This is a genomic window from Pseudomonas sp. S5D5 (assembly GCF_003013355.1).
GTDB lineage: Bacteria > Pseudomonadota > Gammaproteobacteria > Pseudomonadales > Pseudomonadaceae > Aquipseudomonas > Aquipseudomonas aylmerensis.
This window is the reverse complement of sequence record NZ_PTEO01000001.1, coordinates 4,834,830-4,860,852: the sequence shown is the minus strand read 5'-3', so window position 1 is coordinate 4,860,852 and position 26,023 is coordinate 4,834,830. Positions and strand designations below refer to the sequence as shown.

20 protein-coding genes, 4 tRNA genes and 1 pseudogene are annotated in these 26,023 nt (G+C 61.7%); 13 read left to right on the top strand and 12 right to left on the bottom strand.

Features of this window, described 5'->3' with window-relative positions; translation table 11 throughout:
* Window positions 1-15: 15 nt before the first annotated feature.
* Window positions 16-714, top strand: a complete 699-nt coding sequence (pyrF, locus tag C9990_RS22040; protein WP_065901481.1) for an orotidine-5'-phosphate decarboxylase — start codon at window positions 16-18, stop codon at window positions 712-714.
* Window positions 715-817: 103 nt separating this feature from the next.
* Here pyrF and C9990_RS22035 read toward each other — a convergent pair whose 3' ends face one another.
* A complete protein-coding gene (locus C9990_RS22035) occupies window positions 818-1,825 on the bottom strand; it encodes an NADP-dependent oxidoreductase (protein WP_065901479.1) in 1,008 nt (335 codons plus the stop codon).
* Window positions 1,826-2,053: 228 nt separating this feature from the next.
* Here C9990_RS22035 and C9990_RS22030 point away from each other — a divergent pair, with 228 nt between their 5' ends.
* The 4 genes and pseudogenes from C9990_RS22030 to C9990_RS33165 all read left to right on the top strand — a co-directional run bounded on the left by C9990_RS22030 (window position 2,054) and on the right by C9990_RS33165 (window position 6,512).
* Entirely contained in the window at window positions 2,054-2,815 is a 762-nt protein-coding gene (locus C9990_RS22030) for an SDR family oxidoreductase (protein ID WP_065901475.1), read from the top strand.
* A gap of 204 nt (window positions 2,816-3,019) precedes the next feature.
* Window positions 3,020-4,429 (top strand): PLP-dependent aminotransferase family protein, encoded by a 1,410-nt coding sequence (locus C9990_RS22025; RefSeq protein WP_106804677.1) that lies wholly within the window; start codon window positions 3,020-3,022, stop codon window positions 4,427-4,429.
* Window positions 4,430-4,544: 115 nt separating this feature from the next.
* Window positions 4,545-5,606, top strand: a pseudogene (locus C9990_RS33170) (HAMP domain-containing protein); the annotation flags it as partial.
* Complete coding sequence (locus tag C9990_RS33165) at window positions 5,595-6,512, top strand: methyl-accepting chemotaxis protein (protein WP_371920708.1); 918 nt, start codon at window positions 5,595-5,597, stop codon at window positions 6,510-6,512. The pseudogene C9990_RS33170 and the gene C9990_RS33165, both read left to right, overlap by 12 nt.
* A gap of 34 nt (window positions 6,513-6,546) precedes the next feature.
* Here the strand turns inward: C9990_RS33165 and C9990_RS22015 are convergent, their stop codons facing one another.
* Complete coding sequence (locus C9990_RS22015; RefSeq protein WP_106804675.1) at window positions 6,547-7,359, bottom strand: alpha/beta fold hydrolase; 813 nt, start codon at window positions 7,357-7,359, stop codon at window positions 6,547-6,549.
* Between the two features lie 580 nt (window positions 7,360-7,939).
* Window positions 7,940-8,710 (bottom strand): hypothetical protein, encoded by a 771-nt coding sequence (locus tag C9990_RS22010; RefSeq protein ID WP_065901461.1) that lies wholly within the window; start codon window positions 8,708-8,710, stop codon window positions 7,940-7,942.
* Window positions 8,711-9,069: 359 nt separating this feature from the next.
* Here C9990_RS22010 and C9990_RS22005 point away from each other — a divergent pair.
* The 4 genes from C9990_RS22005 (at window position 9,070) to C9990_RS21990 (ending at window position 9,484) form a co-directional block, all read left to right on the top strand.
* Window positions 9,070-9,145: transfer RNA gene (locus C9990_RS22005), tRNA-Glu, on the top strand.
* Window positions 9,146-9,149: 4 nt separating this feature from the next.
* Window positions 9,150-9,225, top strand: a tRNA-Gly gene (locus tag C9990_RS22000).
* Between the two features lie 104 nt (window positions 9,226-9,329).
* A tRNA-Glu gene (locus tag C9990_RS21995) sits at window positions 9,330-9,405 on the top strand.
* A 3-nt stretch (window positions 9,406-9,408) separates the two neighbouring features.
* A tRNA-Gly gene (locus C9990_RS21990) sits at window positions 9,409-9,484 on the top strand.
* Between the two features lie 53 nt (window positions 9,485-9,537).
* Here the strand turns inward: C9990_RS21990 and C9990_RS21985 are convergent.
* Window positions 9,538-11,019, bottom strand: coding sequence for a PLP-dependent aminotransferase family protein (locus C9990_RS21985; protein ID WP_106804674.1), 1,482 nt, complete (start codon window positions 11,017-11,019; stop codon window positions 9,538-9,540).
* Between the two features lie 77 nt (window positions 11,020-11,096).
* Between C9990_RS21985 and C9990_RS21980 the strand changes: the two genes are divergently transcribed.
* The gene (locus tag C9990_RS21980; RefSeq protein ID WP_106804673.1) at window positions 11,097-12,758 is read left to right on the top strand and encodes a M24 family metallopeptidase; all 1,662 of its coding nucleotides are present in this window, start codon (window positions 11,097-11,099) and stop codon (window positions 12,756-12,758) included.
* A gap of 31 nt (window positions 12,759-12,789) precedes the next feature.
* Here the strand turns inward: C9990_RS21980 and C9990_RS21975 are convergent, their stop codons facing one another.
* From C9990_RS21975 to C9990_RS21950, 6 genes are all read right to left on the bottom strand, one after another.
* Window positions 12,790-14,529, bottom strand: a complete 1,740-nt coding sequence (locus C9990_RS21975; protein ID WP_065901452.1) for a dipeptidase — start codon at window positions 14,527-14,529, stop codon at window positions 12,790-12,792.
* Between the two features lie 214 nt (window positions 14,530-14,743).
* The gene (locus C9990_RS21970) at window positions 14,744-15,961 is read right to left on the bottom strand and encodes a phospholipase D-like domain-containing protein (RefSeq protein WP_106804672.1); all 1,218 of its coding nucleotides are present in this window, start codon (window positions 15,959-15,961) and stop codon (window positions 14,744-14,746) included.
* A 52-nt stretch (window positions 15,962-16,013) separates the two neighbouring features.
* Window positions 16,014-16,661, bottom strand: a complete 648-nt coding sequence (locus C9990_RS21965) for a MotA/TolQ/ExbB proton channel family protein (RefSeq protein WP_065901446.1) — start codon at window positions 16,659-16,661, stop codon at window positions 16,014-16,016.
* Between the two features lie 17 nt (window positions 16,662-16,678).
* Window positions 16,679-18,961: a TonB-dependent receptor gene (locus C9990_RS21960; RefSeq protein ID WP_065901443.1), complete on the bottom strand. Its 2,283-nt coding sequence runs from the start codon at window positions 18,959-18,961 to the stop codon at window positions 16,679-16,681.
* Window positions 18,962-18,985: 24 nt separating this feature from the next.
* Window positions 18,986-19,714: an energy transducer TonB gene (locus C9990_RS21955; protein WP_065901440.1), complete on the bottom strand. Its 729-nt coding sequence runs from the start codon at window positions 19,712-19,714 to the stop codon at window positions 18,986-18,988.
* Between the two features lie 2 nt (window positions 19,715-19,716).
* The gene (locus C9990_RS21950) at window positions 19,717-20,124 is read right to left on the bottom strand and encodes a biopolymer transporter ExbD (RefSeq protein WP_005786670.1); all 408 of its coding nucleotides are present in this window, start codon (window positions 20,122-20,124) and stop codon (window positions 19,717-19,719) included.
* A 191-nt stretch (window positions 20,125-20,315) separates the two neighbouring features.
* On the opposite strand from C9990_RS21950, the gene C9990_RS21945 reads away from it, so the two are divergent.
* On the top strand, window positions 20,316-20,870 hold the full coding sequence (locus C9990_RS21945; protein WP_106804671.1) for a GNAT family N-acetyltransferase: 555 nt from the start codon (window positions 20,316-20,318) through the stop codon (window positions 20,868-20,870).
* Window positions 20,867-22,441, top strand: a complete 1,575-nt coding sequence (locus C9990_RS21940) for an alkaline phosphatase (protein ID WP_106804670.1) — start codon at window positions 20,867-20,869, stop codon at window positions 22,439-22,441. The genes C9990_RS21945 and C9990_RS21940 overlap by 4 nt, the downstream gene beginning before the upstream one ends.
* Window positions 22,442-23,798: 1,357 nt before the next feature.
* Here the strand turns inward: C9990_RS21940 and C9990_RS21930 are convergent.
* Window positions 23,799-24,425: a hypothetical protein gene (locus tag C9990_RS21930; RefSeq protein ID WP_106804668.1), complete on the bottom strand. Its 627-nt coding sequence runs from the start codon at window positions 24,423-24,425 to the stop codon at window positions 23,799-23,801.
* Between the two features lie 89 nt (window positions 24,426-24,514).
* Here C9990_RS21930 and C9990_RS21925 point away from each other — a divergent pair, with 89 nt between their 5' ends.
* Complete coding sequence (locus C9990_RS21925; protein WP_106804667.1) at window positions 24,515-25,483, top strand: LysR family transcriptional regulator; 969 nt, start codon at window positions 24,515-24,517, stop codon at window positions 25,481-25,483.
* Between the two features lie 69 nt (window positions 25,484-25,552).
* Here C9990_RS21925 and C9990_RS21920 read toward each other — a convergent pair whose 3' ends face one another.
* Entirely contained in the window at window positions 25,553-25,960 is a 408-nt protein-coding gene (locus C9990_RS21920) for a PA2817 family protein (RefSeq protein WP_010567536.1), read from the bottom strand.
* Window positions 25,961-26,023: the final 63 nt, after the last annotated feature.

Below are 26,023 nucleotides of genomic sequence, written 5' to 3'. Positions count from 1 at the left end.
TGAGAGCCCATTCCAATGTCCGCCTGCCAGACTCCTATCATCGTCGCCCTGGATTACCCCACTCGTGACGCCGCACTGAAGCTGGCTGACCAGTTGGACCCCACGCTTTGCCGGGTCAAGGTCGGCAAGGAACTGTTCACCAGTTGCGCCGCGGAAATCGTCGGCACCCTGCGTGACAAAGGTTTCGAGGTGTTCCTCGACCTGAAATTCCACGACATCCCCAACACCACCGCGATGGCGGTCAAGGCCGCCGCCGAGATGGGCGTGTGGATGGTCAATGTGCACTGCTCCGGCGGCCTGCGCATGATGAGTGCCTGCCGGGAAGTGCTGGAGCAGCGCAGCGGCCCGAAACCCTTGCTGATCGGCGTGACCGTGCTTACCAGCATGGAGCGCGAAGACCTGGCCGGCATCGGCCTGGATATCGAGCCTCAGGAGCAGGTCCTGCGCCTGGCCGCCCTGGCGCAGAAAGCCGGCCTCGATGGCCTGGTGTGCTCGGCACTGGAAGCCCAGGCCCTGAAGGCTGCGCATCCGTCGCTGCAACTGGTGACCCCAGGCATTCGCCCGGCCGGCAGCGCCCAGGATGACCAGCGCCGCATCCTCACGCCACGCCAGGCACTGGATGCAGGTTCCGACTATCTGGTGATCGGTCGCCCGATCAGCCAGGCGGCTGACCCGGCCAAGGCGTTGGCGGCGGTGGTTGCCGAAATCATGTAAGCGCTGACCGCAGCGCCTCGGTGTCGCTCAAACACCGAGGCGCCTGCGTCACGGGCAAGCCCGGCTCCCATATAACAGTGGCGACCGGACTGCCTGTGGTATGTCAGCTGACCTTGAGCACCAACTTCCCAAAGTTCTCGCCGTTGAACAGCTTCATCAACGTTTCCGGGAACGTCTCCAGACCTTCCACGATATCTTCCTTGCTCTTGAGCTTGCCCTGCGCCATCCAGCCGCCCATTTCCTGGCCGGCAGCGGCGAAGTTGGCGGCGTGGTCCATCACCACGAAACCTTCCATGCGCGCGCGATTGACCAGCAGTGACAGATAGTTGGCCGGACCCTTCACGGCTTCCTTGTTGTTGTACTGGCTGATGGCACCGCAGATCACCACGCGGGCTTTAAGCGCCAGGCGGCTGAGCACGGCGTCGAGAATGTCGCCGCCGACGTTATCGAAATACACATCGACCCCTTTGGGGCATTCGCGCTTCAGGGCGGCAGGCACGTCTTCGCTTTTGTAGTCGATGGCGGCGTCGAAGCCCAGTTCATCGACGAGGAACTTGCACTTGTCGGCGCCGCCGGCAATGCCGACCACGCGGCAGCCTTTGATCTTGGCGATCTGCCCGGCAATGCTGCCCACCGCGCCGGCGGCACCGGAGATCACCACGGTCTCACCGGCCTTGGGCGCCCCGGTGTCGAGCAGGGCGAAGTAGGCGGTCATGCCCGTCATGCCCAAGGCCGACAGGTAGCGCGGCAGCGGGGCAAGCGTAGGGTCGACCTTGTAGAAACCGCGCGGCTCGCCGAGGAAGTAATCCTGCACCCCCAGCGCGCCATTCACGTAATCGCCTACGGCAAATTTCGGGTTGTTGGAGGCAATCACCTTGCCCACGCCCAGCGCGCGCATGACCTCACCAATGCCCACCGGCGGAATGTAGGACTTGCCTTCATTCATCCAGCCACGCATGGCCGGGTCGAGGGACAGGTATTCATTGCGTACCAGCACTTGCCCGTCCTGGGGCGTGCCAACCGGCACTTCCTGGTAGGTGAAGGTATCCCGGGTGGCTGCGCCGACCGGGCGCTTGGCGAGCAGGAATTGACGGTTGGTCTGGGCGGTCATGGCAGCGACTCTTCTGGAAATGAACCTCAAGTGATAGACCTTGAACGCGCGCGGGGCAAGGTTGACCGAGGGCGCGAATGCCCGCCGATAGGCCTTGCTGATAGTCATGCAGTGGGCCTTATCACTGCGATTCATGCAGCCCCAACCGGCCTTCTGATAGTGCTGACGCGCCCAGCGCGGCGTTGGCTAGACTCGACCCACGGCTATTTTTCCCACAGGACATCCCCCATGAGCATGACGTTTTCCGGCCAGGTCGCCCTGGTCACTGGCGCCGCCGCCGGTATTGGCCGCGCCACCGCGCTGGCCTTCGCTGGCGAAGGCTTGAAAGTGGTGGTCGCCGACCTGGATGTGGCCGGCGGTGAAGGCACCGTCGCGTTGATCCAGCAGGCTGGAGGTGAGGCGCTGTTCGTGCGTTGCAATGTCACCCTTGAGGCGGACGTGCAACAACTGATGGCGCAGACCGTTGCTGCTTATGGCCGCCTGGATTACGCCTTCAATAATGCGGGGATCGAGATCGAGAAGGGCAAGTTGGCGGACGGCAGCCTGGATGAGTTCGACGCCATCATGGGTGTCAACGTCAAGGGGGTGTGGCTGTGCATGAAACACCAGCTACCGCTGCTGCTGGCCCAGGGCGGCGGTGCGATCGTCAACACGGCGTCTGTGGCGGGGTTGGGGGCCGCGCCGAAAATGAGCATTTACGCCGCCTCCAAGCATGCCGTGATCGGCCTGACCAAATCGGCGGCCATCGAGTATGCGAAGAAGAAAATCCGCGTCAATGCCGTCTGCCCGGCGGTGATCGACACCGATATGTTCCGGCGAGCCTATGAAGCCGACCCGCGCAAAGCCGAATTTGCCGCGGCCATGCACCCGGTCGGGCGCATCGGCAAGGTCGAGGAAATCGCCAGTGCGGTGCTCTACCTCTGTAGCGATGGCGCTGCATTCACCACTGGCCAGGCACTGGCCGTGGACGGTGGCGCAACCGCAATCTAGGACCTCGCGCGGCGCCCCAATCGAAAAGGGATTGGGGGGCTGTGGGGTATTTCCAGAGCTGGCAAAGTGCCGCGCCCGAATGTGTATCACCAGGTAAATAACCTAATAAAATCAATAATTTAATAAATCTTAGCAGCCGGTCATGACGGCCTTCTGTGCTTAACTCTTTGGGGTTGAATAACAGACAGTTGAAGTGAGTGGCTCATGGATTTAGGGATCGATCGACAAGCCCTTGTACCGGTGGTGCAGCAAATCGTCAGCGCCGTGGCGGAGTGGATTCGCAGGGACGGGGTAAGCCCCGGCACGCGCCTGCCGTCCGTGCGGCAGTTGGCCCTCGATAACCTGCTCAGCCAGTCCAGCGTGATCGAGGCATTCGAACGGATGGTCGCCCAGGGCGTGTTGGCTGCCAGGCCGGGCTCAGGCTTTGTGGTGGCCCCGCCGACCGCGCTGACCGAGGGGCACTGGTATGAAGGCGCGGAGCGGGAGTGGGGCGCCTTTGCCGATAATCCGCTGGGAGAGCTGAAGCTCGGCTGTGGCTGGTTGCCGGATGCCTGGCGCGAAAGCGATGACATCAGTTACGCGATTCGCGAAGTCACCCGTACCGACACGGGCGGCCTGTTCAACTACAGCACGCCCCTGGGCCTGGCAGCGCTGCGCGAGCAACTGCTCAAGCGCCTGTCCCGCTTGCATATTGTCACCAGCCTCGACCGTATCCTTACCACTGGCGGCGCCAGCCACGCCCAGGACCTGCTTATTCGCACGTTGCTCAGGCCCGGTGACAGTGTGGTGGTTGAAACCCCCGGTTACGGCAACCTCTATCGGCAACTGGCGTTTCACGGTGTGCGGTTGCTGGAAGTGCCGCGTACTCGCGCAGGCCCGGACATCCCGGCGCTGGAAGCCCTGTTGCAGCGCCATCGGCCCAGGTGCCTGTTCATCCACAGCCTGTACCACAACCCCACCGGCACCAGCCTGAACCGCGCAGTGGCCGAGCGTCTGCTGGAGTTGGCGGGCAGCAAAGACTTCCTGATCATCGAAGAAGATGTCTACGGCGACTTGCAGCACGCCAGTTGCACGCGACTTTCGGCGCTGCCCCATGATGATCGGGTGATCTATGTGGCGAGTTTTTCCAAGTGCTTGAGCAGTGCCTTGAGAGTCGGCTACCTCAGTGCCAGTACGGCGCTCATCGAGCAACTGGCCAGCCTCAAGACCCTGACCGGTTTTGGCACCTCGCGATTTGCCGAGGCGGTGGTGGCTACGCTGCTGGCCAATGGCACGTACCGCAAATGGGTGCAGCGCTTGCGCAAGCGGTTGAGTATTGAGATGGCCGCGACCCTGCAAGTCCTGGAGGATGAGGAGTGGGAGGTGTTCGCGGTGCCGGCCGGCGGCATGTTCGTGTGGGCGCGGCCAGGCGGCGATCGTTCGCGGTTGCAGGCCTGCGCGCGGCGGCTCGGGGTGTTGCTGGCGCCTGGCGCGTTGTTCAATCCAGGCGGTGAACCCAGTGATTGGCTGCGCATCAACGTGGCCTACGCGGCTGACCAGCGTGCCCAGGCGTTTTTCCGGGCCTTGGGGCCTGCCAGATCGACCTCGACCATTCTGAAAACGACGAGCAAGTAGCTTTTTGCCATTATTCAGGCGCCAACGTCTTGTGCTCAGTGCCTTGGGGTTGCCAATCTCGCTTCTGGTCAACCGGGCTTGATGGCATCTGCCATTGCAAGAGGATGCAAGTGCAATGATTTCGGGCGTGCAACGACGTTTCGCCAACCTCGGTATGGCGAAAAAGCTGGGCTTGGGGTTCACCTTGGTACTGCTGCTGACGGCCGTGGTCGCGGCCATTGGCGTGTGGTCCCTGCAGACCGTTGGGCAACGCTTCGAAGGCCTCACGGCGATGTCATCGCTCAACAGCGGGTTGCTCAAGGTGCGCCTGATCGAACAGGACTACGCGCTGCACGCCGACCCCAAGGCGGTCGATGCCCTGCACGCCAGTGTCGACGCCTTGGCCGCCCAGGCGGCGAGCCTCAAGGCGCAGTCCGCCGCGAATGGGCCGGTGATGAGCGATGTCGAACAGGCCCTGGCCGCCTACCGCAACGCCTTCGATGAATTCGTCGAACTGACCCAGACCAAGGACCTGGCGCTGGAAATGGCCAGTTGGTCGGTGTCCAGCGTGGCCAATAACCTCGACGTGTTGCAGGCCGGGCTGGCGGACGACGGCGCGTATGGCTTGAAGGAAAGCCAGGGCAAGGAGGGCGCCGAATTCATTGAGCAGGCCGGGCAGGTCAGCCAGGTCTCGCGCCTGATGCTGCAGGCGATGAACGAAGCCCATGTGCGCCTGGACCAGAGCCGCAAGGTGGATGCGGACGACGCCGAACAAGGCAAGATCGAGCAGGCCGACCAGGCCCTGGCCCAGGTCGAACAACTGAAAACCTCGGTCAAGGACCCCGGTTATCAAACGGTGCTCAACGAGGTCTCTGGGCACATTGCCGCGTTCAGCGAGAAACTCGCTGAATACACCGGCCTGCTGGCACAGGAAAAAGGCGTCTACAAGCAGCTGCGCGATCGCGCCGAGCAAGTGGTCAGCCGCGTCAACCAGGCGTATGACGCCGAAGACCAGTCGATGCAGGCGCAGCTGAAGAAAAGCGCGCTGCTGATCATTGGCTCGTCGGCCCTGGCCCTGCTGGTGGGCTTGATTGCGGCCTGGGTGATTACCCGCCTGATCGTCGCGCCGCTGCGCAGTGTGATTGCCGTGGCCCAGCAGATTGCCGCCGGCGATCTGAGCGGGCGCATGGAGGTCACTCGCCGTGATGAAATCGGCCAGCTGATGCAGGCGATGCAGCAGATGGGCAATGGCCTGAGCCAGATGGTCAGTGGCCTGCAGGCGGGTATCGAGCAACTCGCCAGCTCGGCGCATTCGCTCTCCAGCGTCACCGAGCAGACCAATGTCGAGGTCAGCAGCCAGAAGGAAGAAACCGAGCAGGTGGCCACGGCTATGAACCAGATGACCGCCACCGTGCATGACGTGGCGCGCAATTCCGAAGAGGCCGCGCAAGCCGCGCAGACCGCGGACGACAAAGTCGACTGCGGCCAGCAGGTGGTGCGCCAGAGTCTGCAGCGCATCGAGCTGCTCGCCACCTCCAGCACCCATGCCAGCGCCAGCATCGAGAGCCTGAGTGCCGAGATCCAGAACATCGGCACGGTGTTGGGTGTGATCAAGAGCGTCGCCGAGCAGACCAACTTGCTGGCCCTCAACGCGGCTATCGAAGCCGCCCGCGCGGGTGAGCAAGGGCGTGGGTTCGCCGTGGTGGCCGATGAGGTGCGGGCATTGGCCAAGCGCACCCAGCAATCCACCGAAGAAATCGAACGGCTGGTCAGCACCTTGCGCAACGCGGCGCAGTCATCGGTGCAGCAGATCCAGCAAAGCGGCGAGCTGGTGAAACTGGCCGTCAGCGACGCGCTGGAAACCGAAAGTGCGCTGGGCAGCATCGCGGTGGCGGTGTCACTGATCCAGCAGATGAACCAGCAGATTGCTGCCGCCGCCGAGGAGCAAAGCTCGGTGGCCGAAGAGATCAACCGCAGTGTCACCAGCATTCGTGCCAGTGCCGATCAATCGGCGTTGAGCATGCAGGGCAACGCTGCGTCGAGTATCCAACTGGCGCAGCTGGGTGCGGAGCTCAAGGGGATGGTCGGGCATTTCCGGCTTTGATCGCCGTCTGGTTACGCCGATCAAAACGCCGGAGTCAGGTGTGGCTGGCCAGGAAAGTCAGCAACGCGCCATTCACGAACTCCGGATTTTCGCGGCTGGAAATATGCCCGGCACCTGGAATCAGCACCAGTGGGCAGCCAATCGACTCGGCCATTTCCCTGGCCTCGGCCGGAGGGCGCGGCTGGTCTTCTTCTCCACACATCACCAGCGTTGTAGCGGGGCTGAGCTTGTGCAACTGATCGAGGATATCGCTGCGACCAAAGGTGACGCGGCCCAGTGGCACGATGCTGTCACGCAGCTGCTCTGCGGAGAAGCCTGTCAGAGTGTGGCGGAAACCCTTGTACAAGGTCGATTCACGATCGATTCCCGGCCGAAAGAAAATCGGCGCGACGATATCCAGCAAATGCTCCGGGAAGTGGCCTGCGTCTTCGATCATCTTCAATAGCGAGAAGTAGTAGTCGCGGGTTGCCTGAGGTTCTGCGCCCAGATACGTGTCCATCAGCACCAGGCTATTGATCCGGCCGGGCTCCTTCAACGCCAGGCGTGCCCCCCACATGCCGCCGACCGAAAGGCCGACCAGATTGACCTTGTCGATCTGCAGGTGATCCAGCAGACGCAGTGCCTGGTCGGCCAGGTCGTCCAGGGACTCAGTGGTCTCGGGCATCTGGCCCGATTGGCCATGGCCCCATAGCTCGGGGGCGATCACTCGATAATATTTCGCCAGGGCGTTGATCTGCGGCGCCCACATGTCGCTGTTCCACAGGTAACTGGAACCCAGCAGGACGACCGGGCCGGTGCCTTGGTCGACGTAGTGCAGCGGTTGTCCATCGATAACGGCGACAGGCATAGCGGGCCTCTGACTTTACGGAGTTAGGGGCACGTTTTTACCCTAGTCGGAGGCGGGGGGATAGATGCACATTGATGGCATTTCGTGGCAAGCCGCGTGTTTTGGATGAGGGTTTGATGGGGTGGGTGTGTAGGAGGGTTTGTTGGGGGAGTGGGGTTGTTGTGGATGAGGGTTGTTGAGGTGAATGGAGGTGTTGTGGATGAGGGGTTGTTGGGGTGAGTGGGGTTGTTATGTTTGAGGGTTGTTGAGGTGAATGGGGTTGTTGTGGATGAGGGTTGTTGAGGTGAATGGGGTTGTTGTGGATGAGGGTTGTTGAGGTGAATGGAAGTGTTGTGGATGAGGGGCTGTTGTGGCGAGCGGGCTTGCCCCGCGTTGGGCTGCGAAGCGGCCCCAAAATCAGGCAGTGAGGGGGCAACTGAAACACCGCGTTTTGCTGTGATGGGGCTGCTTCGCAGCCCAACGCGGGGCAAGCTCGCTCGCCACAACAAGCCCGCTCTTCACAACAAGCTCGTTCGCCACAACAAGCGGGCTTGCCACAAGAAGCGGGCTCGCCTCAACGAGCGGCCCGCAGTACGGCCACTCAGTCGTAGATGACTTTCTTTTTCCACTCGGCGTCGGCGTCGACCACTTTGAGGCCTTCGGTCAGCTCGTTGACTTCATCTTCGGCCGGCTTGCTGTTGGTCAGCACTGTCGAGTTGGCCTTGGCCAGTTGCGCTTCCAGCTGTTGCAGCTGCGCGCTGTAGATCACCGGTTCCGGCTGTTTGCGCAAGTACTGCACGCCACGCTCGAACGCCAGGCGGGCCTGGCCCGGTTGGCCTTGTTGCAGGGCATGCTGGCCAAGGTTGTTGAAGAACTCGATGTGCAGCAGCACCAGGATATGGCGAATTTCCTTGATCCAGTGCTTGGCTTCGTTGGTCGGCAGGAAGCCGTCCTGGGCGGCGCGGGTGACTTGGCCGTGCAGGGCTTCGAGCAGGAAACGCACGTCCTTGGCCTTGGCTTCGGTCTGGATCGGGGCGGGCGGGTTGGCCACCGGGATCGACTCGCCCTGGGCCACCAGTGCATTCAACTCGGTGATCCGGGCCTTGATCGGTGCGCTGGTCTTGTTGAGATTCAACAGGCGCTGGTTGACGTTGAGTTCCAGGCGGGTCAGCAACAATTTGAGCGCCGGCGTCATCAACTGGCCGGGGAAGGTCTCGGTGATTTCACCGCAACGGCGCAGGCGATCATTGAGCTCGATCTCGGTGCGCTTCTTTTCCAGCTTGTTGTTTTCCACCACGTGGTTCATGTAGCCAATGGCGATCAGTATTACGATCCCGGCTATTACCAGCAGGGTGATCATGAGTGGTGTCACCGGTGTGACCTCTTTATAGGGTTTGCTGTGGAGTGTAGAGACTGAGGCATCCGCCGGATAGGACTGAGCGACCAGTTGCCCGGGTAGTTTCTTCTATATAGGTAAGGCGTTCCCTGCATGGATGCACATTGCCATCATTTGCTGGAGCGAACTATAGCGCCTTGTGGTGCGCCAGAATATAGGCGTCAAAGCCCTAACGGGCAGAATGCCCGCCGGGGCCCGCAAAGCAGGGCGAAGTCATTGATTTAAATAAATTTATCCTTGGGGGTTGACGACCTTTCAATCCATCCATAGAATGCGCGCCACTTACAGCGTAAAGCACACAGCGAAACGCGGTAGGGAGTGAATGTTGTACGTGTGTCCCCTTCGTCTAGTGGCCTAGGACACCGCCCTTTCACGGCGGTAACAGGGGTTCGAGTCCCCTAGGGGACGCCAATATGCGGGAATAGCTCAGTTGGTAGAGCACGACCTTGCCAAGGTCGGGGTCGCGAGTTCGAGTCTCGTTTCCCGCTCCAAATTTAAGCAGTGTTGCTTTCGGGCGGCACTGAGTGAAACCAGGGCATAATCTTCGGATTTAATCTCTGGACACTGAAATACACACCATGTGTTTCAGTTGTGTGTCCCCTTCGTCTAGTGGCCTAGGACACCGCCCTTTCACGGCGGTAACAGGGGTTCGAGTCCCCTAGGGGACGCCATTTGCGGGAATAGCTCAGTTGGTAGAGCACGACCTTGCCAAGGTCGGGGTCGCGAGTTCGAGTCTCGTTTCCCGCTCCATATTCAATGAAAACGCCGATCAGCAATGATCGGCGTTTTTGTTTGTGCGCGTTTTATCGCAAGTTCGCCGCGTGGGCCAAACGCACTGTAGCCTCGCGGATTTCTGCCTGATTGAGTGCTGCAAAGCCCAGGCGCAGCGCATTTTCCGGCTGGTCCAGCGGCGAAAACTGTCGGCCACTGCGTACGACCAGCCCGTGATCCAGTGCCGCGCCGACCATCTGCTCGACGTTGATTTCATCGTCGAAGCGTACCCACAGCGCCAGGCCACCTTCCGGCTCGCGTACCTTGATTCGATCACCGAACGCCTCATGCAGGCAGCTCTGCAAGGTTTCGCGGCGGACGCGGTATTCCTTCGACACCCGGCGCAAATGCTTCTTCAGCTCCCCATCATTGATCAGGTCGGCGAGCATTTTCTGCGCGACCGCATCGGCATCCCCCATCATCAGCGCGGCATTGCTGTGCAGGGCTTGGATCACATCCGTGGGCGCCACCACATAACTGCAGCGAAACGTCGAGCCAAGGGCTTTGGATAACGAACCGACATAGATCACATGGCGCTGCGAGCGGTCACTGGCGAGGGGCAGGTAGGGCCGCCCGTTGAAGTGGTATTCGTGGTCGTAGTCTTCTTCGATGATGCAGAAATCATGCAGTGCCGCCAACGCCAACAGCTGCTGGCGTCGCGCCGCGTGCAGGCTCACGGTGGTGGGAAACTGGTGGTGTGGGGTGAGATAGATCATCCGCACCTTGTGTTCGCGGCAGAGGCGGTCGATCTGGTCCGTGCGACAGCCTTCTTCGTCCATCTCCACAGTGACCAGTTGCGCGCCCAGCTTGCGGAAAATCTCCCACGCGGGAGGGTAACTCAGGCGTTCCACCAGCACCACGTCTCCGGGTTTGAGCAGCAGGCTCGCGGTCAGGTACAGCGACACCTGGGTGCCTTGGGTGAGGCAGATATTCTCGGCGCTGATCGTCAACCCGCGGTTGTTGCGCAGCATCTCGGCCAGGGCGCAGCGCAAATGGTAGCCCGTGCCCTCACTGCCGTAGCGCACGGTGTTGGAGCTGAAGCTGTTGCGCAATGCATTGCGGTAGTACCGATGCAGGACGGCCTGGGGCAGCAAGCGGTGATCGCTGGTGCCGTTATCGAAAAACAGCGCGCCATGCCGATGCTGCAGTGCCGTCACCTGGGCGTTCTGGGCGAAATACGGGGCGACCGCCTGCGCGAGGATGGGCGGAGCGAAGGACTGTTGCGCGCGACTCGGCAACTGCTTGGGCGTCAGCTGCGCGTTGACGAAGGTCCCACGGCGTGGCTCGCTGACGAGCCAGCCTTTGGTCAACGCTTCTTCGTAGGCGAGGATCACGGTCTTGCGGTTGACGTCGAGCAACTGCGCCATTTCCCGCGTGCCCGGCAGCAATGTGCCGGGCGGCAATCGCCCTTCAACGATCGCGGTCACCAGGCCTTCGGCGATTTTGCGGTAGGACGCCTGGCCGTCACCCTCGTCCAGCTTGAGCAGCGGACGCCATTTACGCATCTGGACCATCTGAAGTATCCAAAACTGGAGGTTTTAATGGGCCTAGTCTAGCGCAACAATCAAGCCTCACTTACCCCGAGGTTGTTATGAATACACGTCATGTCATCGAACTGTCCCCCTCGGGGAAAACCTTTGAGGCCGGTGATGAGCTGTTGCTGGATGCGATGCTCGCCCACGGCCTGTCCGTGCCATTTTCCTGCCGCCGCGGTGCTTGTGGGTCGTGCAAGGTGGTGGTCGCAGAAGGTCAGTACCGGGCCAAACAGCTCGCGCCGGATGCGCCGGCGCCCTGCTATCCGCTGGCAGCCAATGAGATGTTGTTGTGCCAGAGCCACGCCTGCGGCGACATGCGCCTGGAAATTCCCGGCTGGTCGCTGGACTCGCCCGCGTTGGTCGTCGAGGCAACCGTGCTGAGCAAACGCGCACTCAGCCCCGACATCATCGAGTTGGTGGTGATGCCGGATACGCCCCTGGCGGTGCGGGCGGGCCAGTACCTCAAGATCCAACTGGTCGACGGCGACTCGCGTTGTTTCTCGATCGCCAACCTGCCGGCCGAAGACGAGGGGCGGCTGGTCTTCCAGATTCGCCAGGTCAGCGGCGGGCTGTTTTCCGAAAGCCTGCTGGGGTGCCTGGAAGCCGGCGATCTGTTGCAACTGGAAGGGCCGTTTGGTGCCTGTACCTGGCAGGACCATGACGATGCGCCCGTAGTCTTGTTCGCCACGGGCACCGGCTACGCTGGCATCAAGCCGATCCTGCTGAGCGCCTTGAAACGCGATGTCGAGGTGACGTTGTACTGGGGCGGTGCGCAGCCGGCCGATTTTTATGACCGCGTGTTCCTGGACACAGCGGTGATCGAGCATCCGCGTTTTCACTGGCACCCGGTGCTGGCCTCGCAGGGCCGGGTGCAGGAAGTGGCGCTCAGCCATGGGCATCACTGGGAAGTGGCCCACGTGTACGCGTGCGGTAGCGGCGCAATGATCACCCAGGTGCGTACCGAATGCCTGGAAGCGGGCCTGCCGGGCCATCGGTTTGTCGCGGAAGCCTTTGTGCCCAGCGGCCGGTCGAGTGCGGGCACGGCATCGAAGCCGCTGCATCCTGTGTGGGAAAAAGTTGGTCCGCGCTACTCCCTGGACGGCATGCTGGCGGCGCGCGACCAGTCCATACGCGCCCTGGCGGCAATTGCCAGCCGCCTGCAGGTGGGCATGACCACCGGCGAAGCCCTTGATATGGCCGCCGAACAGCTGCAGGCCATGGGCGCGTCTCACACCTGGCATCCGACTTATATTCGTTTTGGCGACGATACCGTTCGCCCACCCCGCGAAGGTATCGATCGTCAACGCAGGCTACGCGCCACCGATATTGTCGTGGTCGACCTCGGCCCGGTGTGGGACGGCTACGAGGGCGACTATGGCGATACCTTTGTGTTCGGTGAATCGCCGTTGCACCTGGCATGCAGGACGGCCCTGCACGAAGTGTTCGATGCGACCCGCGACGCCTGGCTACGGGGCCTCACCGGTCGCGAACTGTATGACTTTGCCGAGCAGAGTGCGGTGTCAAAAGGCTGGAGGTTGGCGCGCAATCTCGCGGGGCATCGCCTCGCGGATTTCCCCCACGCGTTGTTCGAGTGCAAGGACCTGGCGGACCTGGAAATCCCGCCGAGTGAAATGGCCTGGGTGCTGGAGATCCAGCTGTGCCATCCCACGGAGCCGGTCGGTGGTTTTTTCGAGGATATGTTGATGCTGCAAGCCTGAAGAGCCCGCCATTGCGGCGGGCTCCTTTGGATCAGAGCTTCGGCAGCTGGCCGATACGGCTCATCATTTCGGTGACGATCTGCAGGTCCAGCAGGAACTGGTCGACGGTCTTGAACTCGTTGTCGGTGTGCCCGGTGTACTTCACTTCCGGGCGCGCCAGGCCGAATTGCACGCCATTGGGCAGTTCGTGTACCGATGTCGCGCCGGCCGAGGTGCCGAACTTGTGCTCCATGCCCAGGTTTTCGCTGGCGACGGCCAACAAAGCCTTGACCCATTCACCTTCCGGGTTGCGGTACATCGGTTCGGCGACCGAGTAGGTGAAGTCCACCTTGACCTTGGATTGCTTGTCCCAGGCATTCAGCTTGTCGGCAATCTCGGCCTTGAGTTTCTCCGGCGACTTGCCCTTCGGCACGCGCAGGTTCACCGCCAGCTTGAAGGCCTTGTCATCCAGGCCGACAAAGGTCAGCGAGGTGGTCAACGGGCCCATGAAATCATCGGAGAAGCCCACGCCCAGTTTGCCGCCGAGGTAATCCAGGCCCCAGTTGTCGGACGCATAACGCGCCGCGTCGGTGATGTGGTTGTGCTTGAGGGCAATCTTGCCGTCGACGCTGTGGATCAGCTCCAGCATGCGTGCGACCGGGTTGACCCCGGACTCGGGTTCGGAGGAGTGAGCGGACACGCCGGTGACGGTCAGCTTGACGTTTTTGCCGTCGACCTTGGCGGCCACTGCAAAATCACCGCCGTTGCGCTTGGCGTATTCAGTCCCGGCCTTTTGCAGGCTGGCGGCCAGCTCGGCCGGTTTGTCGCTGACGAAGGTCGCGACCGAGGCCGAAGGGATCTGGTTGGTCGCCATGCCGCCGGTCATCGAGATGATTTCCGCGCCTTTGCCTTCACCCTTGCGACGCGGGAAGGTGGCCATGACCGTGCCGTAGCCTTTCTCGGCAATCACCACCGGGTAGCCGCCGTCCAGCGCCAGGTTGTACTGCGGCGTCGGGTTGTGCTCGAAGTAATAGGGGATCGCGTCGCCGGAGGTTTCTTCGGTGGTGTCCACCAGCAGCTTGAAATTGCGCGCCAGCGGCAGCTTTTCTTCCTTGATGACCTTCATGGCGTACAGGGCCACCACGATGCCGTTCTTGTCATCCTCGGTGCCACGGCCGTACATGCGATCGCCGATCAGCGTGACCTTGAACGGATCTAGCTTGGTGCCATCCTTGAGCACCCAGTTCTCTGGCGTCACCGGCACCACATCGGCGTGGGCGTGGATACCGACTACTTCATCACCGCTGCCTTCGAGGGAAATCTCGTAGACGCGATTGTCGATGTTGCGGAAGTTCAGGTTGAAGTCTTTCGCCAGGGCCTGGATCTTGCCGGCGATCTTGATGAATTCCGGGTTCTTGTACTGCGGCACACCGTCGACGTTGAAGGTCGGGATTTCCACCAGCTCACGCAGGGTTTCGGTGGCGGCCTTGCCGTACTTCACGCGAGTGTAGATACCGAGCAGGCGATTGATTTCGTTCTGCTGGTCGGCGCTCAGGGTTTTGTTATCCAGGAAGGCACTGATTGCCGGGCCGACGTCGCTGGTTTTACCCAACTCGCCCTTGGCCAGTGCGCCGAGGAAACCACGGAAATCGGTGACGGACGTTTCGTTGAAACTCTTGAGAATCGCCGTGCTTTGGTCGGGTGTGATGTTGGCGAAGGCAGGTGTGGCGATGGCCGAAAGGCTGGCCGCGAACACGGTGGCAGCCGCTAGTTGCTTGAGTGGAAAGTGCATTGAGAGACGCATTCCTTTGCAGGTAGTGAGTAGGAAGTTTCTGATCGATATGTCAGAAACATTTCCACACACTACCACCTCTTTTTTCCACGGGCGAGGGTCTACGCAAAGGGTCCCGCAGGAGCCGGCTTGCCGACGATGAAGCGCATTGCCAGGCGGATCACAGTGCCGGGACTATTTTCGTCGGTAAGCCAGCGCCTGCAGGTGGCCCGAGTCAGGGCTGGCCAGGGTGGGGCTCGGGGTACGCCTCGGTTACGTTCAACGCCTTGGCGTAGGGCCCATCCCACAATTGCTCATGGAGTTGCCCGACACGCTTGGCCATCGCTTCGCTGCGCATCACTACTTCCAGGTTGCGCGAATTATCCAGATACCCACCCAGCCAGTTGCTGGTGCCGATCCAGGCGACCTGGCCGTCGATCTCCATGGTCTTGCTGTGGATCACCCGCGCGTAAGGGATAAACCCTTGCATGGCTTGCGGCAGGGTGACGATCTTGACCTGGACGTTGGGCAGGACCGCCAGGCTTTTCAGGTAGGGCAGTTCCAGTTTGTCGGTGTTCCAGTTGGACACCATCAGCTTGACTGACACCCCACGCGCCGCCGCTGCGCGCACGGCATTGTCGATCACCGCGTAATAAGGGCGGGTTTTATCCGGCCCGTAGGACAGCGGCGCATAGTCGAGCAGTTGCACGCGCACCTCTTTTTTGGCTTCACCGAGCAGGCGCGGCAACTCCAGTTGTGAATCGCCGACACCCGGCGGGTTGTAGCGCTGCGGGCTGGCGACCAGATAGTTGCCAGTGCGCGCAGGGGGTTCACTGGCTACGGGCAAGGGCACCGGGGTGTGCTCGGTCAGCGCTGCCTGGGCGCGCCAATCCTGTTCGAAGATCGCCTGGACCTGGCTCACCACGGTGGCGTCGCTGATGCGCAGGCCGGTTTCGTGGATATGTTCCAGGGAGCGCCAGTCGAAGTTCTGGCTGCCGACAAATGCCTGCTTGCCATCCACCACCATGTATTTGGCGTGGATGATCCCGCCGCTCAGTTGCCCATAGGGCAGCACACGGAAGGTCAGGTTGGGGATCGCACGCAAACGTTCCAGCGTGGAAGCTTCTGACAACTTGATGCCTTTTTCTTCCAGCAAGAAGCGAATCTTCACACCGCGTTTGCCGGCGGCCTCAAGGTGTTCGATCACCGTGTCCATTACCGAGCCAGGATGGTCGGCGGCATAGAACTGGCCGATATCGATGCGGCTTTTGGCACCATCGAACAACGCGATCCACACCGGCCCCGGCTGGCGCAAATCGTCGGTGCCCAGCGTGGTATCCACCGGCACGGTGTGCACCAGTTCAAACCCCGGAATCGAAAAGTCCGCCTGAACCAGCGGACTCATGAGCAAGCCGGCCAGGCCTGCGATACGCAATTTCAAGGAGGCAGACATAGGGACCTCTATCAACGAAGAAAGCGGGCGCATTGCGCGCCCGCTGTAACCATCACGCCGTGCGGCTGTGCAACGGTGTCGGCACCAGGTGCGGCACTTCACTCTGTACCCGGGCGCCGGTGGCGGCGCGGATCAGCAGGATTTTCAACTGGTCGTTGATGCGCTCCAGGCTGTCCTGGAAGAAGTTGTGGAACACCACGCAGAACAGCGCGATGGCGATCCCCAGGCCAGTGGCGAACAGCGCCGTGCCGATGCCACCGGAAATCTGCCCTGGGTCGGACACCCCGGCACTCGCCAGCGCCTTGAAGGTGTCGATGATGCCGAGGATGGTACCCAGCAAGCCCAACAGCGGCGCGGCCGTGGTGATGGTCTCGATGATCCACAGGCTGCGGGCCAGTGGCGCGCGAGTGGTCAGGTACTGGGTTTCGATCACGTCATCCAGGTCCTTGCGTGAACCGTGCGAGGCTTTCTGTGCCAGCACCGGCAACACCATGCTCAAGGGCAGGCTGTCACGTTGGGTCAAGCCCTGCGGCAAGTCGCGTTCGCTGTGTACGTTGGCGTCCAGCACCGCCGTGAGCGCGCGAGCCTGGCGACGCACGTAGGCGAAGTAGATACCGCGCTCGATGGTGATGAAGATGGCGATGGCCATCGCGGCATACATCACATAGAAGGTGATGTCGTGGAGCAGGTTCATGTCCATGTTCGCTTACCTCGCAATTAGAAATTGGCTTCCAGGGAAACCGTCACAGTGCGTTCCAGGCCGACGATGTACGCCGGGTCGCCGTCGCGGAAACCGCCGTAGGTCGCGGCGTTGGTCTTGGTGGTGTACACGCCGTCCAGGTATTTCTTGTCGAACAGGTTGTCGACGTTCAGGCGCAGGGTGGCGTCCTTGACCACTTTCTTGTCCACCGGCAGGTAGATACCCGCGCCGGCGTTGAACACGGTGCGCCCGGAAATGGCTTCATCGTTGGTCAGGTCGCCGTAGAGCTTGCTCGTGTACTTGCCGCCGAAGGTGCCGTAGAAGCGACCGTCGTCATAACCGATGTTGGCCGCCAGCATGTTCTTCGGCACGTTGGCAAATTGCTTGCCGCTGGTGGGCAGCACGATGGCTTTGCCGGCGTTGTACACGGTCAGGTCGTCTTGCTGCTCGGCCTTGGTGTAGGTGTAGGAGGTGTAGTAGTTGAAGTGGTTGGGCAGCAGGCCGCTCCACTCCAGCTCCAGGCCGCTGTTGTTGACCGCGCCCGCGTTGATGTCGGCGAAGTCGCCGTTGATGTCTTTGGACGAGACCTGGCGATCCTTGAACTGCATGTAGAACAAGGTCGCCGCCACGGTCATGTCGTCACCGGTGAAGCGCCAGCCCAACTCGTGGTTCCAGCTGGTTTCCGGCTTGGAGTTGATCGAGTCCAGGCCCTTGTCGTACAGCACATAGTTCTGCGGGATCCGCATGTTGCGCGACAGGCTGTAGAACAACTGGTCGCGCTCATCCAGCTGGTACTTGAGGCCGACGTTGGGCAGCAGTTTGTTGTAGGTCTGGTTACGTTTTTCCGCCTGTTCGGTGAGGCTGCCGTGGTTGGTGCCGTCACGCTTGACGTTCATGTAGGCGAGGCCTGCCACCAGCGTCCAGTCCGGGTCGATGTACCAGGTGTCCTGGGCCCAGACCTTCTGGGCGGGGGTGATGGTGAAGCGGTCGCGACCCTGGATGGTGTTGCCATTGGCATCGACCACGGCGTCGTTGGAGTCTGGCCAGGTGTCGACCGGTTTGCCGCTGGACTTGAGCGGAATGAACGGTTGGGTCTGGCTCTGGCGCGCGCGTTCGTACCAGTAGCCAAATTGCACGCTGTGATCACCCAGGTCCCAGTTCAGTTTGGTGGTGATCCCCGGACGCCAGGTCTGCGTGCGTGAAGGGCGGTAGTACACGCCGCTGTTCGGCGTGCCATCGGCGTTGTACTGCGCGCCGGTAGGCAGGTTGCCCAGGTCGAACACGCCGCCCTGGTTCGAGCCGCTGTTCAGCGCATAGCTGGACGAGCCGACGCCACTGCCGTTGCCCCAGTAGTAGTACGGAATTACCGACAGCGCGAGGTTGTCAGCCAGTTTGAGCTGGGTGTTGAGCACGGCGGTGAAGGTCTGGAACGGGTTCTGCGCCAGCGCGTAATAACTGTTGTACTTGCCATTGGCACCCACGGTCGGCGTTGCCGGGTAGGGGTCGTACTTGCGGCCGTTCTGTTGGAACTGCGCCTTGGTCAGCTGGCTGTAACTGTTGTTGTCCTGCTCGTGGTACTTGAGGATCAGGTTGGCGGTGTTGCCGTCGCCCGCATCGAAGAAGCTGTTCCACTCGACCTTGTCCGCCCGCACTGCACCCGAGCCGCGCCACATCTGGCCTTCGGTGTGGGACGCCGACAGCCAGTTGCTGAGGCCGTTGACTTCACCGGTGTTCAGCCGCGCGAAGGTCTTGCGGGTGGCGTTGCTGCCCATCACCTGTTTGACGAACGCGCCGGTTTCCTTGGTCGGGCGAATCGTCACGATGCCGATGTTGCCGCCGCTGGAGCCGATGTGCGGGCCGTCGGCTTCCGAGGAGCCCTGGGTGACGAAGATCTGATCGATGTTTTCCGGGTCGCCCAGCAGGTTGGAGTACAGCGCGTAGTTGCCCGAGTCGTTGATCGGCATGCCGTCCACCGACATCCCCACCTGGTCGGAGTTGAGCCCGCGCATGGTGAAGCGAAAGCCCGACAGGCCGGTGTTGTCTTCGCTGGAAATGTTCAGGCCCGGGGTGTACTTGAGCTTGTCGATGGCGTTGCCGGTGGCGGTCTGTTTATCCAGCGCCTCCTTGGTCACCGTGGAGCGGCCCTTGATGCTTTCTTCCTGCACCATGTAGCCGCCACCCGCAGTGGCCTTGCCCTGGACGCCGATGGTGCCGACGTCGCTGTTGCCGGTGTCGGCCATGGCCATGCCCTGGCCCATGCTTGCGGCAACAAGTGCCAGATGAATACGTGTGAACCTCATCACTGTCGTCCTGGTGTCGGGTGCTTATTGCACGCTGTAGTTGAAGGTGGCGGTGAAGCGCTGCTCATTGCGCCCCCCGAAGGCTTGCTCGGGGAACGGCTTGACTTGCTTGATGCGACGCAAGCTGTTGGTGGCGGCCCGGTTGAGCAACATGCTCGAGGCCTGGGTTTGCAGGCCGGAGTCCAGAACGCGACCCTGGCGGTCTACCAGCAGCCAGACCACGACTTCGCCGGTCGGGCGTTCGAGGGAAGCCTGGCGTCCGGTGGGGTACTGTTTGTAGGTGTCCAACTCGTTGCGCAAACCCTTGAGATAGCCGCCTTCGAGTGCCTGGCCGTCGACTTTCGGCGGGGCCGGTGGTGCCGGCGTTGGCGCGGCCTGGGCCGCCACGGCGGGGGCCGGTTTGGCGGCCACCGGCGGCGGTGTCGGCACGGGCGATGGCTTGGCCACAACAGGCTTTGGCTGAGGTTTCGGCTTGGGCTTGGGCTCAGGTTTTGGCAACGGCTTGGGCGGCGGTGGCGGCGGGGCCGGCTCTGCCTCTTCATCCTCGATCACCGGCGGCGGTGGCTCTTGTTCCACCACCGGCTCCGGGGTCACTGGCGGCTCGGGTTCGACCAACGCCAGCTCGACCGCGGACTCGTCGTACACCGGTTCAACCTTCAACGTCTGGGACTGGATTCCCAGTGCAATCAGCACCAGGGCGATCAGGGCCGGGACACTGCCCAGCAGCTGTCGCGCACGAAACAGGACGTACATGATCACGACTTGCGCGTGGCGATGGACACGGAGGTAAAGCCACCCAGACGCAGGGTGTCCATCACCTCCACCAGGCGCGAAACTTCCACGCCCTTATCGCTGTTGACGATGATCGTCGACTTGGTGTCAGGCTTTTCGGCCGCCTTCAAGGCCGGCACCAGCGCATCGACGGTGAGGTCCTTGCCATCCAGTTGCAGCTGGCCTTCCAGGCCCAGGGTCAGGATGAATTTGTTCTGCGGCTTGAGCTGCTGCGAACTGCTGGCGCTGGGCAGTTGGGTCTTCATGCCGAGGGCCGGAATCACGTTCAGGCTCACGAGTACGAAAAACACCAACAGGAACATCATCACGTCGATCATCGGGATCAGCTCGATGTGCGCCTTGCGTTTTTTCGGTTCGTCCCAGGTTCTCATTCCGCTACCCCGTCATTGAATTAGGGGCGACACGCTAACAACCAAAAATGACCGAATGGTTAACTTTAATTGACGTTTTGAGGGCTCTAGGACGCGTCTTACAGGGCATTCACAAGTCATTTTTGTGACGTAACAGAATTGAAACGAAGCGCGGCCATTCTCAAAAACTTTACATCGAGGCCACCCCGGAAATGAGCAGCGACTTGCCCCATCTGTCCACCCCGCGACTGCTGTTGCGCGCCCTGGAAAAAACCCAGGCCGAGACGTTGTGCGCCCTCGCCAACGGTCCGAAGATCGCCGATAACACCGCCAGTATTCCATCGCCCTACACCCTGGAAATCGCGCTGGATTTCATTGACGGCATGCAGGCGAAATATCGCTCGACGGGGTTGCTGAGCCTGGGGATGCACCGGCGTGACAATGGCGAGCTGATCGGTATCGTCAGCCTGCGCATCAATGCTGCTCATCGCTACGGACACCTGGGCGGCTGGGTCGCGGCGGATGCGCGCAACCAGGGGTACGCGGCCGAGGCGGCGACAGCATTGATGGACTACGGCTTTGTCGAACTTGGCCTGCATCGCGTGGGCAGCCAGTGCTTCAGTCGCAACAAGGAATCGGCGCGGGTCATGGAGAAAATCGGCCTGCAATATGAAGGCTGCATGCGCGGCGCGTTCCTCAAGAACGGCGTGCATGAAGACCTGCTGGTGTTCGCCACGGTGCGTGAGGTGTGGGAGTACCGGGTGTGAGCGGCGGCGTCGACCACGGCCGGCGCCGGGTACTCGCCGGGCTGGCGGTGGCCACCACGTTTTCGATCCTCAGTCCGTTCGCGCGCAGTGCCGGGGTCGACTATCCGTTTACCCTGGGCGTGGCGTCGGGCGACCCGTTGCCGGATGGCTTTGTGATCTGGACGCGCCTGGCGCCGCTGTTCAATGCAGTGGATGGCCGGGGTGGGTTGAGCCGTTCGGTGGCGGTGCGTTGGCGGGTCGCCAGCGATGCGGCGATGACCCGCATCGTGCGACAGGGCGAGGTCATGGCCAGCGAGCGGTTTGCCCATTCGGTGCACGTGGAAGTCGCCGGGCTGGAGGCGGGCCGGCCGTATTGGTATCAGTTCGAAGGCCTCGGCGCGCAGAGCCCGGTGGGGCAGTCACGTACGGCGCCCGCCGTGCAAGCGCTGGCGTCGGCGCGGTTGGGATTTGTCTCGTGCTCGCACTGGGAGCGCGGCTATTTCAGCGCCTACCGTCACCTCGCGGCAGAGCAGCCTGACCTGGTGTTTTTTCTCGGTGACTATATCTACGACAGCTCCTACGCGGCGGACTCAGGCAAAATCATTCGCGCCCACGGCAGCGGCAATGCGGTGAGCCTGGGCGATTACCGCAACCGTTATGCCTTGTACAAGACCGATCCGGACCTGCAGGCCTTGCATGCCGCCGCACCCAGCGTGGCGACCTGGGACGACCACGAAGTGCAGAACGACTACGCCAATCGCTGGTCCCAGGATCCCAAGATCCCGGTGGCGCAATTTCTCCAGCAGCGCGCGGCGGCTTACCAGGCGTTCTATGAACATATGCCGCTGCGTGCGAGCAGCGTGCCCAAAGGCCCGGATATGCGCATCTATCGGCGCCTGGACTACGGCCGACTGGCGCGTTTCCACGTGCTCGACGGCCGTCAGTATCGCTCCGAACAACCGTGCATTCCGGCCAACGGCAGCCACCAGGGGCATATCGCCGCCAACACCTGCGCCGACCTGCGCAACCCCGCGCGGACTATGCTCGGCTGGCAGCAGGAGGCTTGGCTGGACCAGGGCTTTGCGCAGTCGCGGGCGCAGTGGAATGTGATCGCCCAGGACTTGCTGGTGGCGCCGCTGACCCAGCGCGACCCGACCAGCCAGGCACTTGGGCGCTGGACCGATGGCTGGGATGGCTACATGGCCAACCGTTCGCGGATGCTCGCATCGATCCAGCGCCACCGCGTCAACAACCCGGTGTTCTGGGGCGGTGATATCCATTCGTTCTGGGCCACGGACTTGCACGTCGATGGCAATGATCTGGACTCACCGATCGTGGCCACCGAATTCGTCGGCTCATCGGTGACGTCCGATGGCCCGCCCTATGATGCGTTTTCCCAGTTGTTGCCACTCAACCCGCACGTGAAGTTTTTCGACAGTCGCCAGCGCGGGTACGTGTCGGTGCAGTTGGAGGCGCGGCAGATGCTGACGAAGTTTCGCGCGATCAGCGACCCGCGCGATCCACAGGCTGGCGTGTCGACTCTCAAGTCGTTTGTGACGGAGCCGGGCAGGGCGGGGGTGATGACAGCTTGAGGCATCGCCTGGAGACGGGCGATAGGGTTTGTTGTGGCAAACATGATGCTGTGGCAATCAGGTTTGTCATGTTGAGCAGGCTGTTGTGGTGAGCAGGCTTGTTGTGGTTGAGCAGGCTTATTGTGGTGTACAGGATTGTTGTGGTGAGCAGGCTTGTCCTGCGTTGGGCTGCGCAGCAGCCCCCAAACCTGACTGGAGTTTTTCCCAGACAAACTGTGGGGGCCTTATTAGGGCTGCTGTGCAGCCCAACGCAGGGCAAGCCTGCTCACCACGGGGGGAAGGCTGCCAGGTGGAGTACACCTGTGACGGCGGGGGAACCTGACACTGTGGGCTTGCCTATCACAGCGAGTGCACCTGACACAGTGGCTTATCTGTCGCAGCGGGCAGCTTAATGTACCGCCTGGTGATGGGCAGTTGGGTAAGTTGTGACAAGCACGGTGTTATGGCAATCAAGTTTTGTGATGTTGAGCAGGCTTATTGTGGTGAGCAGGCTTGCCCTGCGTTGGGCTGCGCAGCAGCCCCCAAACCTGACTGGAGTTTTTCCCAGACAAACTGTGGGGGCCTTATTGGGGCTGCTGCGCAGCCCAACGCAGGGCAAGCCTGCTCACTACAGGGGGGAACCTGCCAGAGTGGGTGCACCTGCCACTGCGGGTGAGCCTGACACTGTGGGCTTGCCTATCACAGCGAGTGCACCTGACGCAGTGACTTATCTGTCGCAGCGGGTAATTGGGGGGTGACAAGCACGGTGTTATGGCAATCAAGTTTGTGATGTTGAGCAGGCTTGTTGTGGTGAACAGGTTCGTTGTGGTGAGCAGGCTTGCCCTGCGTTGGGCTGCGCAGCAGCCCCCAAACCTGACTGGAGTTTTTCCCAGACAAACCGCGACGGCCTTATTGGGGCTGCTGCGCAGCCCAACGCAGGGCAAGCCTGCTCACCACGGGGGGAAGGCTGCCAGGTGGAGTGCACCTGTCACGGTGGGTGAACCTGACACTGTGGGTTTGCCCATCAAAGCGAGTGCACCTGACACAGTGACTTATCTGTCGCAGCGGGCAGTTGGGGGGGGTGTGACAAGCACGGTGTTATGGCAATTAAGTTTTGTGATGTTGAGCAGGCTTGTTGTGGTGAGCAGGCTTGCCCTGCGTTGGGCTGCGCAGCAGCCCCCAAACCTGACTGGAGTTTTTCCCAGACAAACCGCGGCGGCCTAATTGGGGCTGCTGCGCAGCCCAACGCAGGGCAAGCCTGCTCACCACGGGGGTGAGGCTGCCAGAATGGTTGCACCTGTCACTGGTGGTGAGGCTGCCAGATGGAGCACCCCTGCCAGGGTAGGAAAATCTCACCCAGCAAGCCGGGCGTAGCGCTTCAGTCGAGGGTGTAACGCACCGACAGTGCGCCCTTTTTCTCCGACAGGGCCAGGATGGTCACTTGGCCCAGTTCGCTCAGCGCCTGTACATGCGTGCCGCCGCAGGCGTAGGCCGGCAGTTCGCCGAAGCCGACCTCGCGGGTGCCGTCTTGCAGGGTCATATGGCGCGGATAGTCGGCGGCAATCCACTGGTTGACTTGCTGTTGAATCGTCTCGGCCTCGAGGACTTGGGCGGCGTCGCCGCGGATAAACGTGATCTTTCCTTCGCCCGGCCAGTGATGCGCCTTGATGGGCATCCAGCCCAGGGTCTCGCCAACGTTGCCGATCAAGTGCCCGGCGGAATGCAGGCGTGTGTGCAGGGCGCGGCGTTGCTCGTCGACCCGTGCGGTGATCAAGCCACGCGCCACGGGGCGGTCGGTGTAGTGCACCACGCGATCGGCTTCCTGGGTGACGCGCAGGACGTTGGCCTCGCCGAGCCAGCCGGTGTCGAAAGGTTGCCCGCCGCCTTGCGGGTGGAAGAGGGTTGACTGCAGGGTGACGGCAAAGAGGTCTTCGTGCGGCGTGCAGTCCAGCACTTCAAGCTCGGCAGTCAGGTGATCGTGGGTGAAAAACAGGCGCTCGGTCATTATCTACATCCGCATCAAGGTTCTGCGAGCAGTATAAATAGTGCGTGGATGGGTGATAATCCGCTCAACTCTCAATGGACCTGTGCGCTATGAGCATCAATCTTCCCTTGCCGCTGCTGGGTGAAATGGCGATTTTCGTCAAGGTAGTGGAAGCCGGCAGCTTTTCCGAGGCGGCCCGGCAGATGGGGGCTTCGCCGTCTTCGGTGAGTCGCAGCATCTCGCGCCTGGAAAAGGCCCTGGCCACCCGTTTGCTGCAACGCACTACGCGCAAGCTACGCCTGAGCGAGGGCGGGGAAGAGGTGTTCAAGCGTTGCCAGGAGATGGTCAACGCGGCACGTTCGGTCATGGAGATCAGCGGCCAGTTCACCCATGAGGCCGAAGGTCAGGTGCGGGTCAGTGTGCCCAAGGCGGTGGGGCGGTTTGTGGTGCACCCGCATATGCCGGAGTTTCTGCGGCGCTATCCCAATGTCGATGTGCAACTGATCCTCGAGGACCGGCACGTGGACCTGATCGATGACAACGTGGACCTGAGCATCCGCATCACCGACAGCCCGCCGCCGGGGCTGGTCGGACGGCAGCTGTTACCCATCGAGCACTTGTTGTGCGCGACCCCACAGTACCTGGCCGAGCACGGCACGCCGGGTCACCCCCAGGATTTGCTCGCACACAGCTGCATCTACCTGGGTGAAACCCCGGCGGACTCACGCTGGAAATTTCGCCAGGCGGGCAAGACGGTGACGGTGGGTGTGCACGGACGTTATGCGGCGAACCACACCGGGGTACGCCTGGATGCGGTGTTGCAGCATGTGGGGATTGGCAGCCTGCCGTATTTCACCGCGCGGCATGCCTTGGAGGAGGGGCGCTTGGTGCAGGTGTTGCCGGCATGGGACTTTATTGCGTCCTACCATGGCGAGGCGTGGTTGCTGCATTCGCCGACGCGGTACCTGTCGCCGAAGTTGCGAGTGTTTATCGACTATCTGGTGGAATGCATGGCGAAGGAGCCGACATTGCGCCGACAACACCTGGTAGGAGCCGGGTCGCCGGCGATTGGCCCTTGAAGTCACCGCTGGACTCAAGGCCTCCATCGCCGGCAAGCCGGCTCCTGCAAGGGAAATCGTGGGGGTTAATCAGTGCTTGCTCTGGTCCTGCGGCATGGCCAGCAGCTGCTTTTCCTGGTTCCAGTCGAACGGTTCGTCGTTCTGTTCGGCTTCGAAGCGACGCTCTTCCAGGGCCTGGTACAGGTCCAGTTCTTCGTCAGGCATGAAGTGCAGGCAGTCACCACCGAAGAACCACAGCAGGTCGCGCGGTACCAGGTGGGCAATCTGTGGGTAGCGCAGGATGACCTGGCTCATCAGGTCCTGGCCCAGGTACTGGCTTTCGATCGGGTCGATCGGCAGCAGGGCGCGCAATTCGTCGAAGCGCTCCAGGAACAGGGTGTGGCTTTCCTCGGGTACCTGTTCGGCTTCGCCGACGGCAACCAGGATGCTGCGCAAGTGGTCGAGCAAGACGAGATGATCGGCAACGACGTTGGACACGAGATAAGTCCTCTAAAGCAAAAACGGGCGCGAGAGTATATAGCCCTCGCGCCCGTATTTATA

What these genes read in the sequence shown, in the direction of transcription:
- pyrF (WP_065901481.1), top strand. Translation starts at nt 16, where the DNA reads ATGTCCGCCTGCCAGACTCCTATCATCGTCGCCCTGGATTACCCCACT.
- C9990_RS22035 (WP_065901479.1), bottom strand. Translation starts at nt 1,825, where the DNA reads ATGACCGCCCAGACCAACCGTCAATTCCTGCTCGCCAAGCGCCCGGTC.
- C9990_RS22030 (WP_065901475.1), top strand. Translation starts at nt 2,054, where the DNA reads ATGAGCATGACGTTTTCCGGCCAGGTCGCCCTGGTCACTGGCGCCGCC.
- C9990_RS22025 (WP_106804677.1), top strand. Translation starts at nt 3,020, where the DNA reads ATGGATTTAGGGATCGATCGACAAGCCCTTGTACCGGTGGTGCAGCAA.
- C9990_RS33165 (WP_371920708.1), top strand. Translation starts at nt 5,595, where the DNA reads ATGGAGGTCACTCGCCGTGATGAAATCGGCCAGCTGATGCAGGCGATG.
- C9990_RS22015 (WP_106804675.1), bottom strand. Translation starts at nt 7,359, where the DNA reads ATGCCTGTCGCCGTTATCGATGGACAACCGCTGCACTACGTCGACCAA.
- C9990_RS21985 (WP_106804674.1), bottom strand. Translation starts at nt 11,019, where the DNA reads ATGGTCCAGATGCGTAAATGGCGTCCGCTGCTCAAGCTGGACGAGGGT.
- C9990_RS21980 (WP_106804673.1), top strand. Translation starts at nt 11,097, where the DNA reads ATGAATACACGTCATGTCATCGAACTGTCCCCCTCGGGGAAAACCTTT.
- C9990_RS21975 (WP_065901452.1), bottom strand. Translation starts at nt 14,529, where the DNA reads ATGCACTTTCCACTCAAGCAACTAGCGGCTGCCACCGTGTTCGCGGCC.
- C9990_RS21970 (WP_106804672.1), bottom strand. Translation starts at nt 15,961, where the DNA reads ATGTCTGCCTCCTTGAAATTGCGTATCGCAGGCCTGGCCGGCTTGCTC.
- C9990_RS21965 (WP_065901446.1), bottom strand. Translation starts at nt 16,661, where the DNA reads ATGGACATGAACCTGCTCCACGACATCACCTTCTATGTGATGTATGCC.
- C9990_RS21960 (WP_065901443.1), bottom strand. Translation starts at nt 18,961, where the DNA reads ATGAGGTTCACACGTATTCATCTGGCACTTGTTGCCGCAAGCATGGGC.
- C9990_RS21955 (WP_065901440.1), bottom strand. Translation starts at nt 19,714, where the DNA reads ATGTACGTCCTGTTTCGTGCGCGACAGCTGCTGGGCAGTGTCCCGGCC.
- C9990_RS21950 (WP_005786670.1), bottom strand. Translation starts at nt 20,124, where the DNA reads ATGAGAACCTGGGACGAACCGAAAAAACGCAAGGCGCACATCGAGCTG.
- C9990_RS21945 (WP_106804671.1), top strand. Translation starts at nt 20,316, where the DNA reads ATGAGCAGCGACTTGCCCCATCTGTCCACCCCGCGACTGCTGTTGCGC.
- C9990_RS21930 (WP_106804668.1), bottom strand. Translation starts at nt 24,425, where the DNA reads ATGACCGAGCGCCTGTTTTTCACCCACGATCACCTGACTGCCGAGCTT.
- C9990_RS21925 (WP_106804667.1), top strand. Translation starts at nt 24,515, where the DNA reads ATGAGCATCAATCTTCCCTTGCCGCTGCTGGGTGAAATGGCGATTTTC.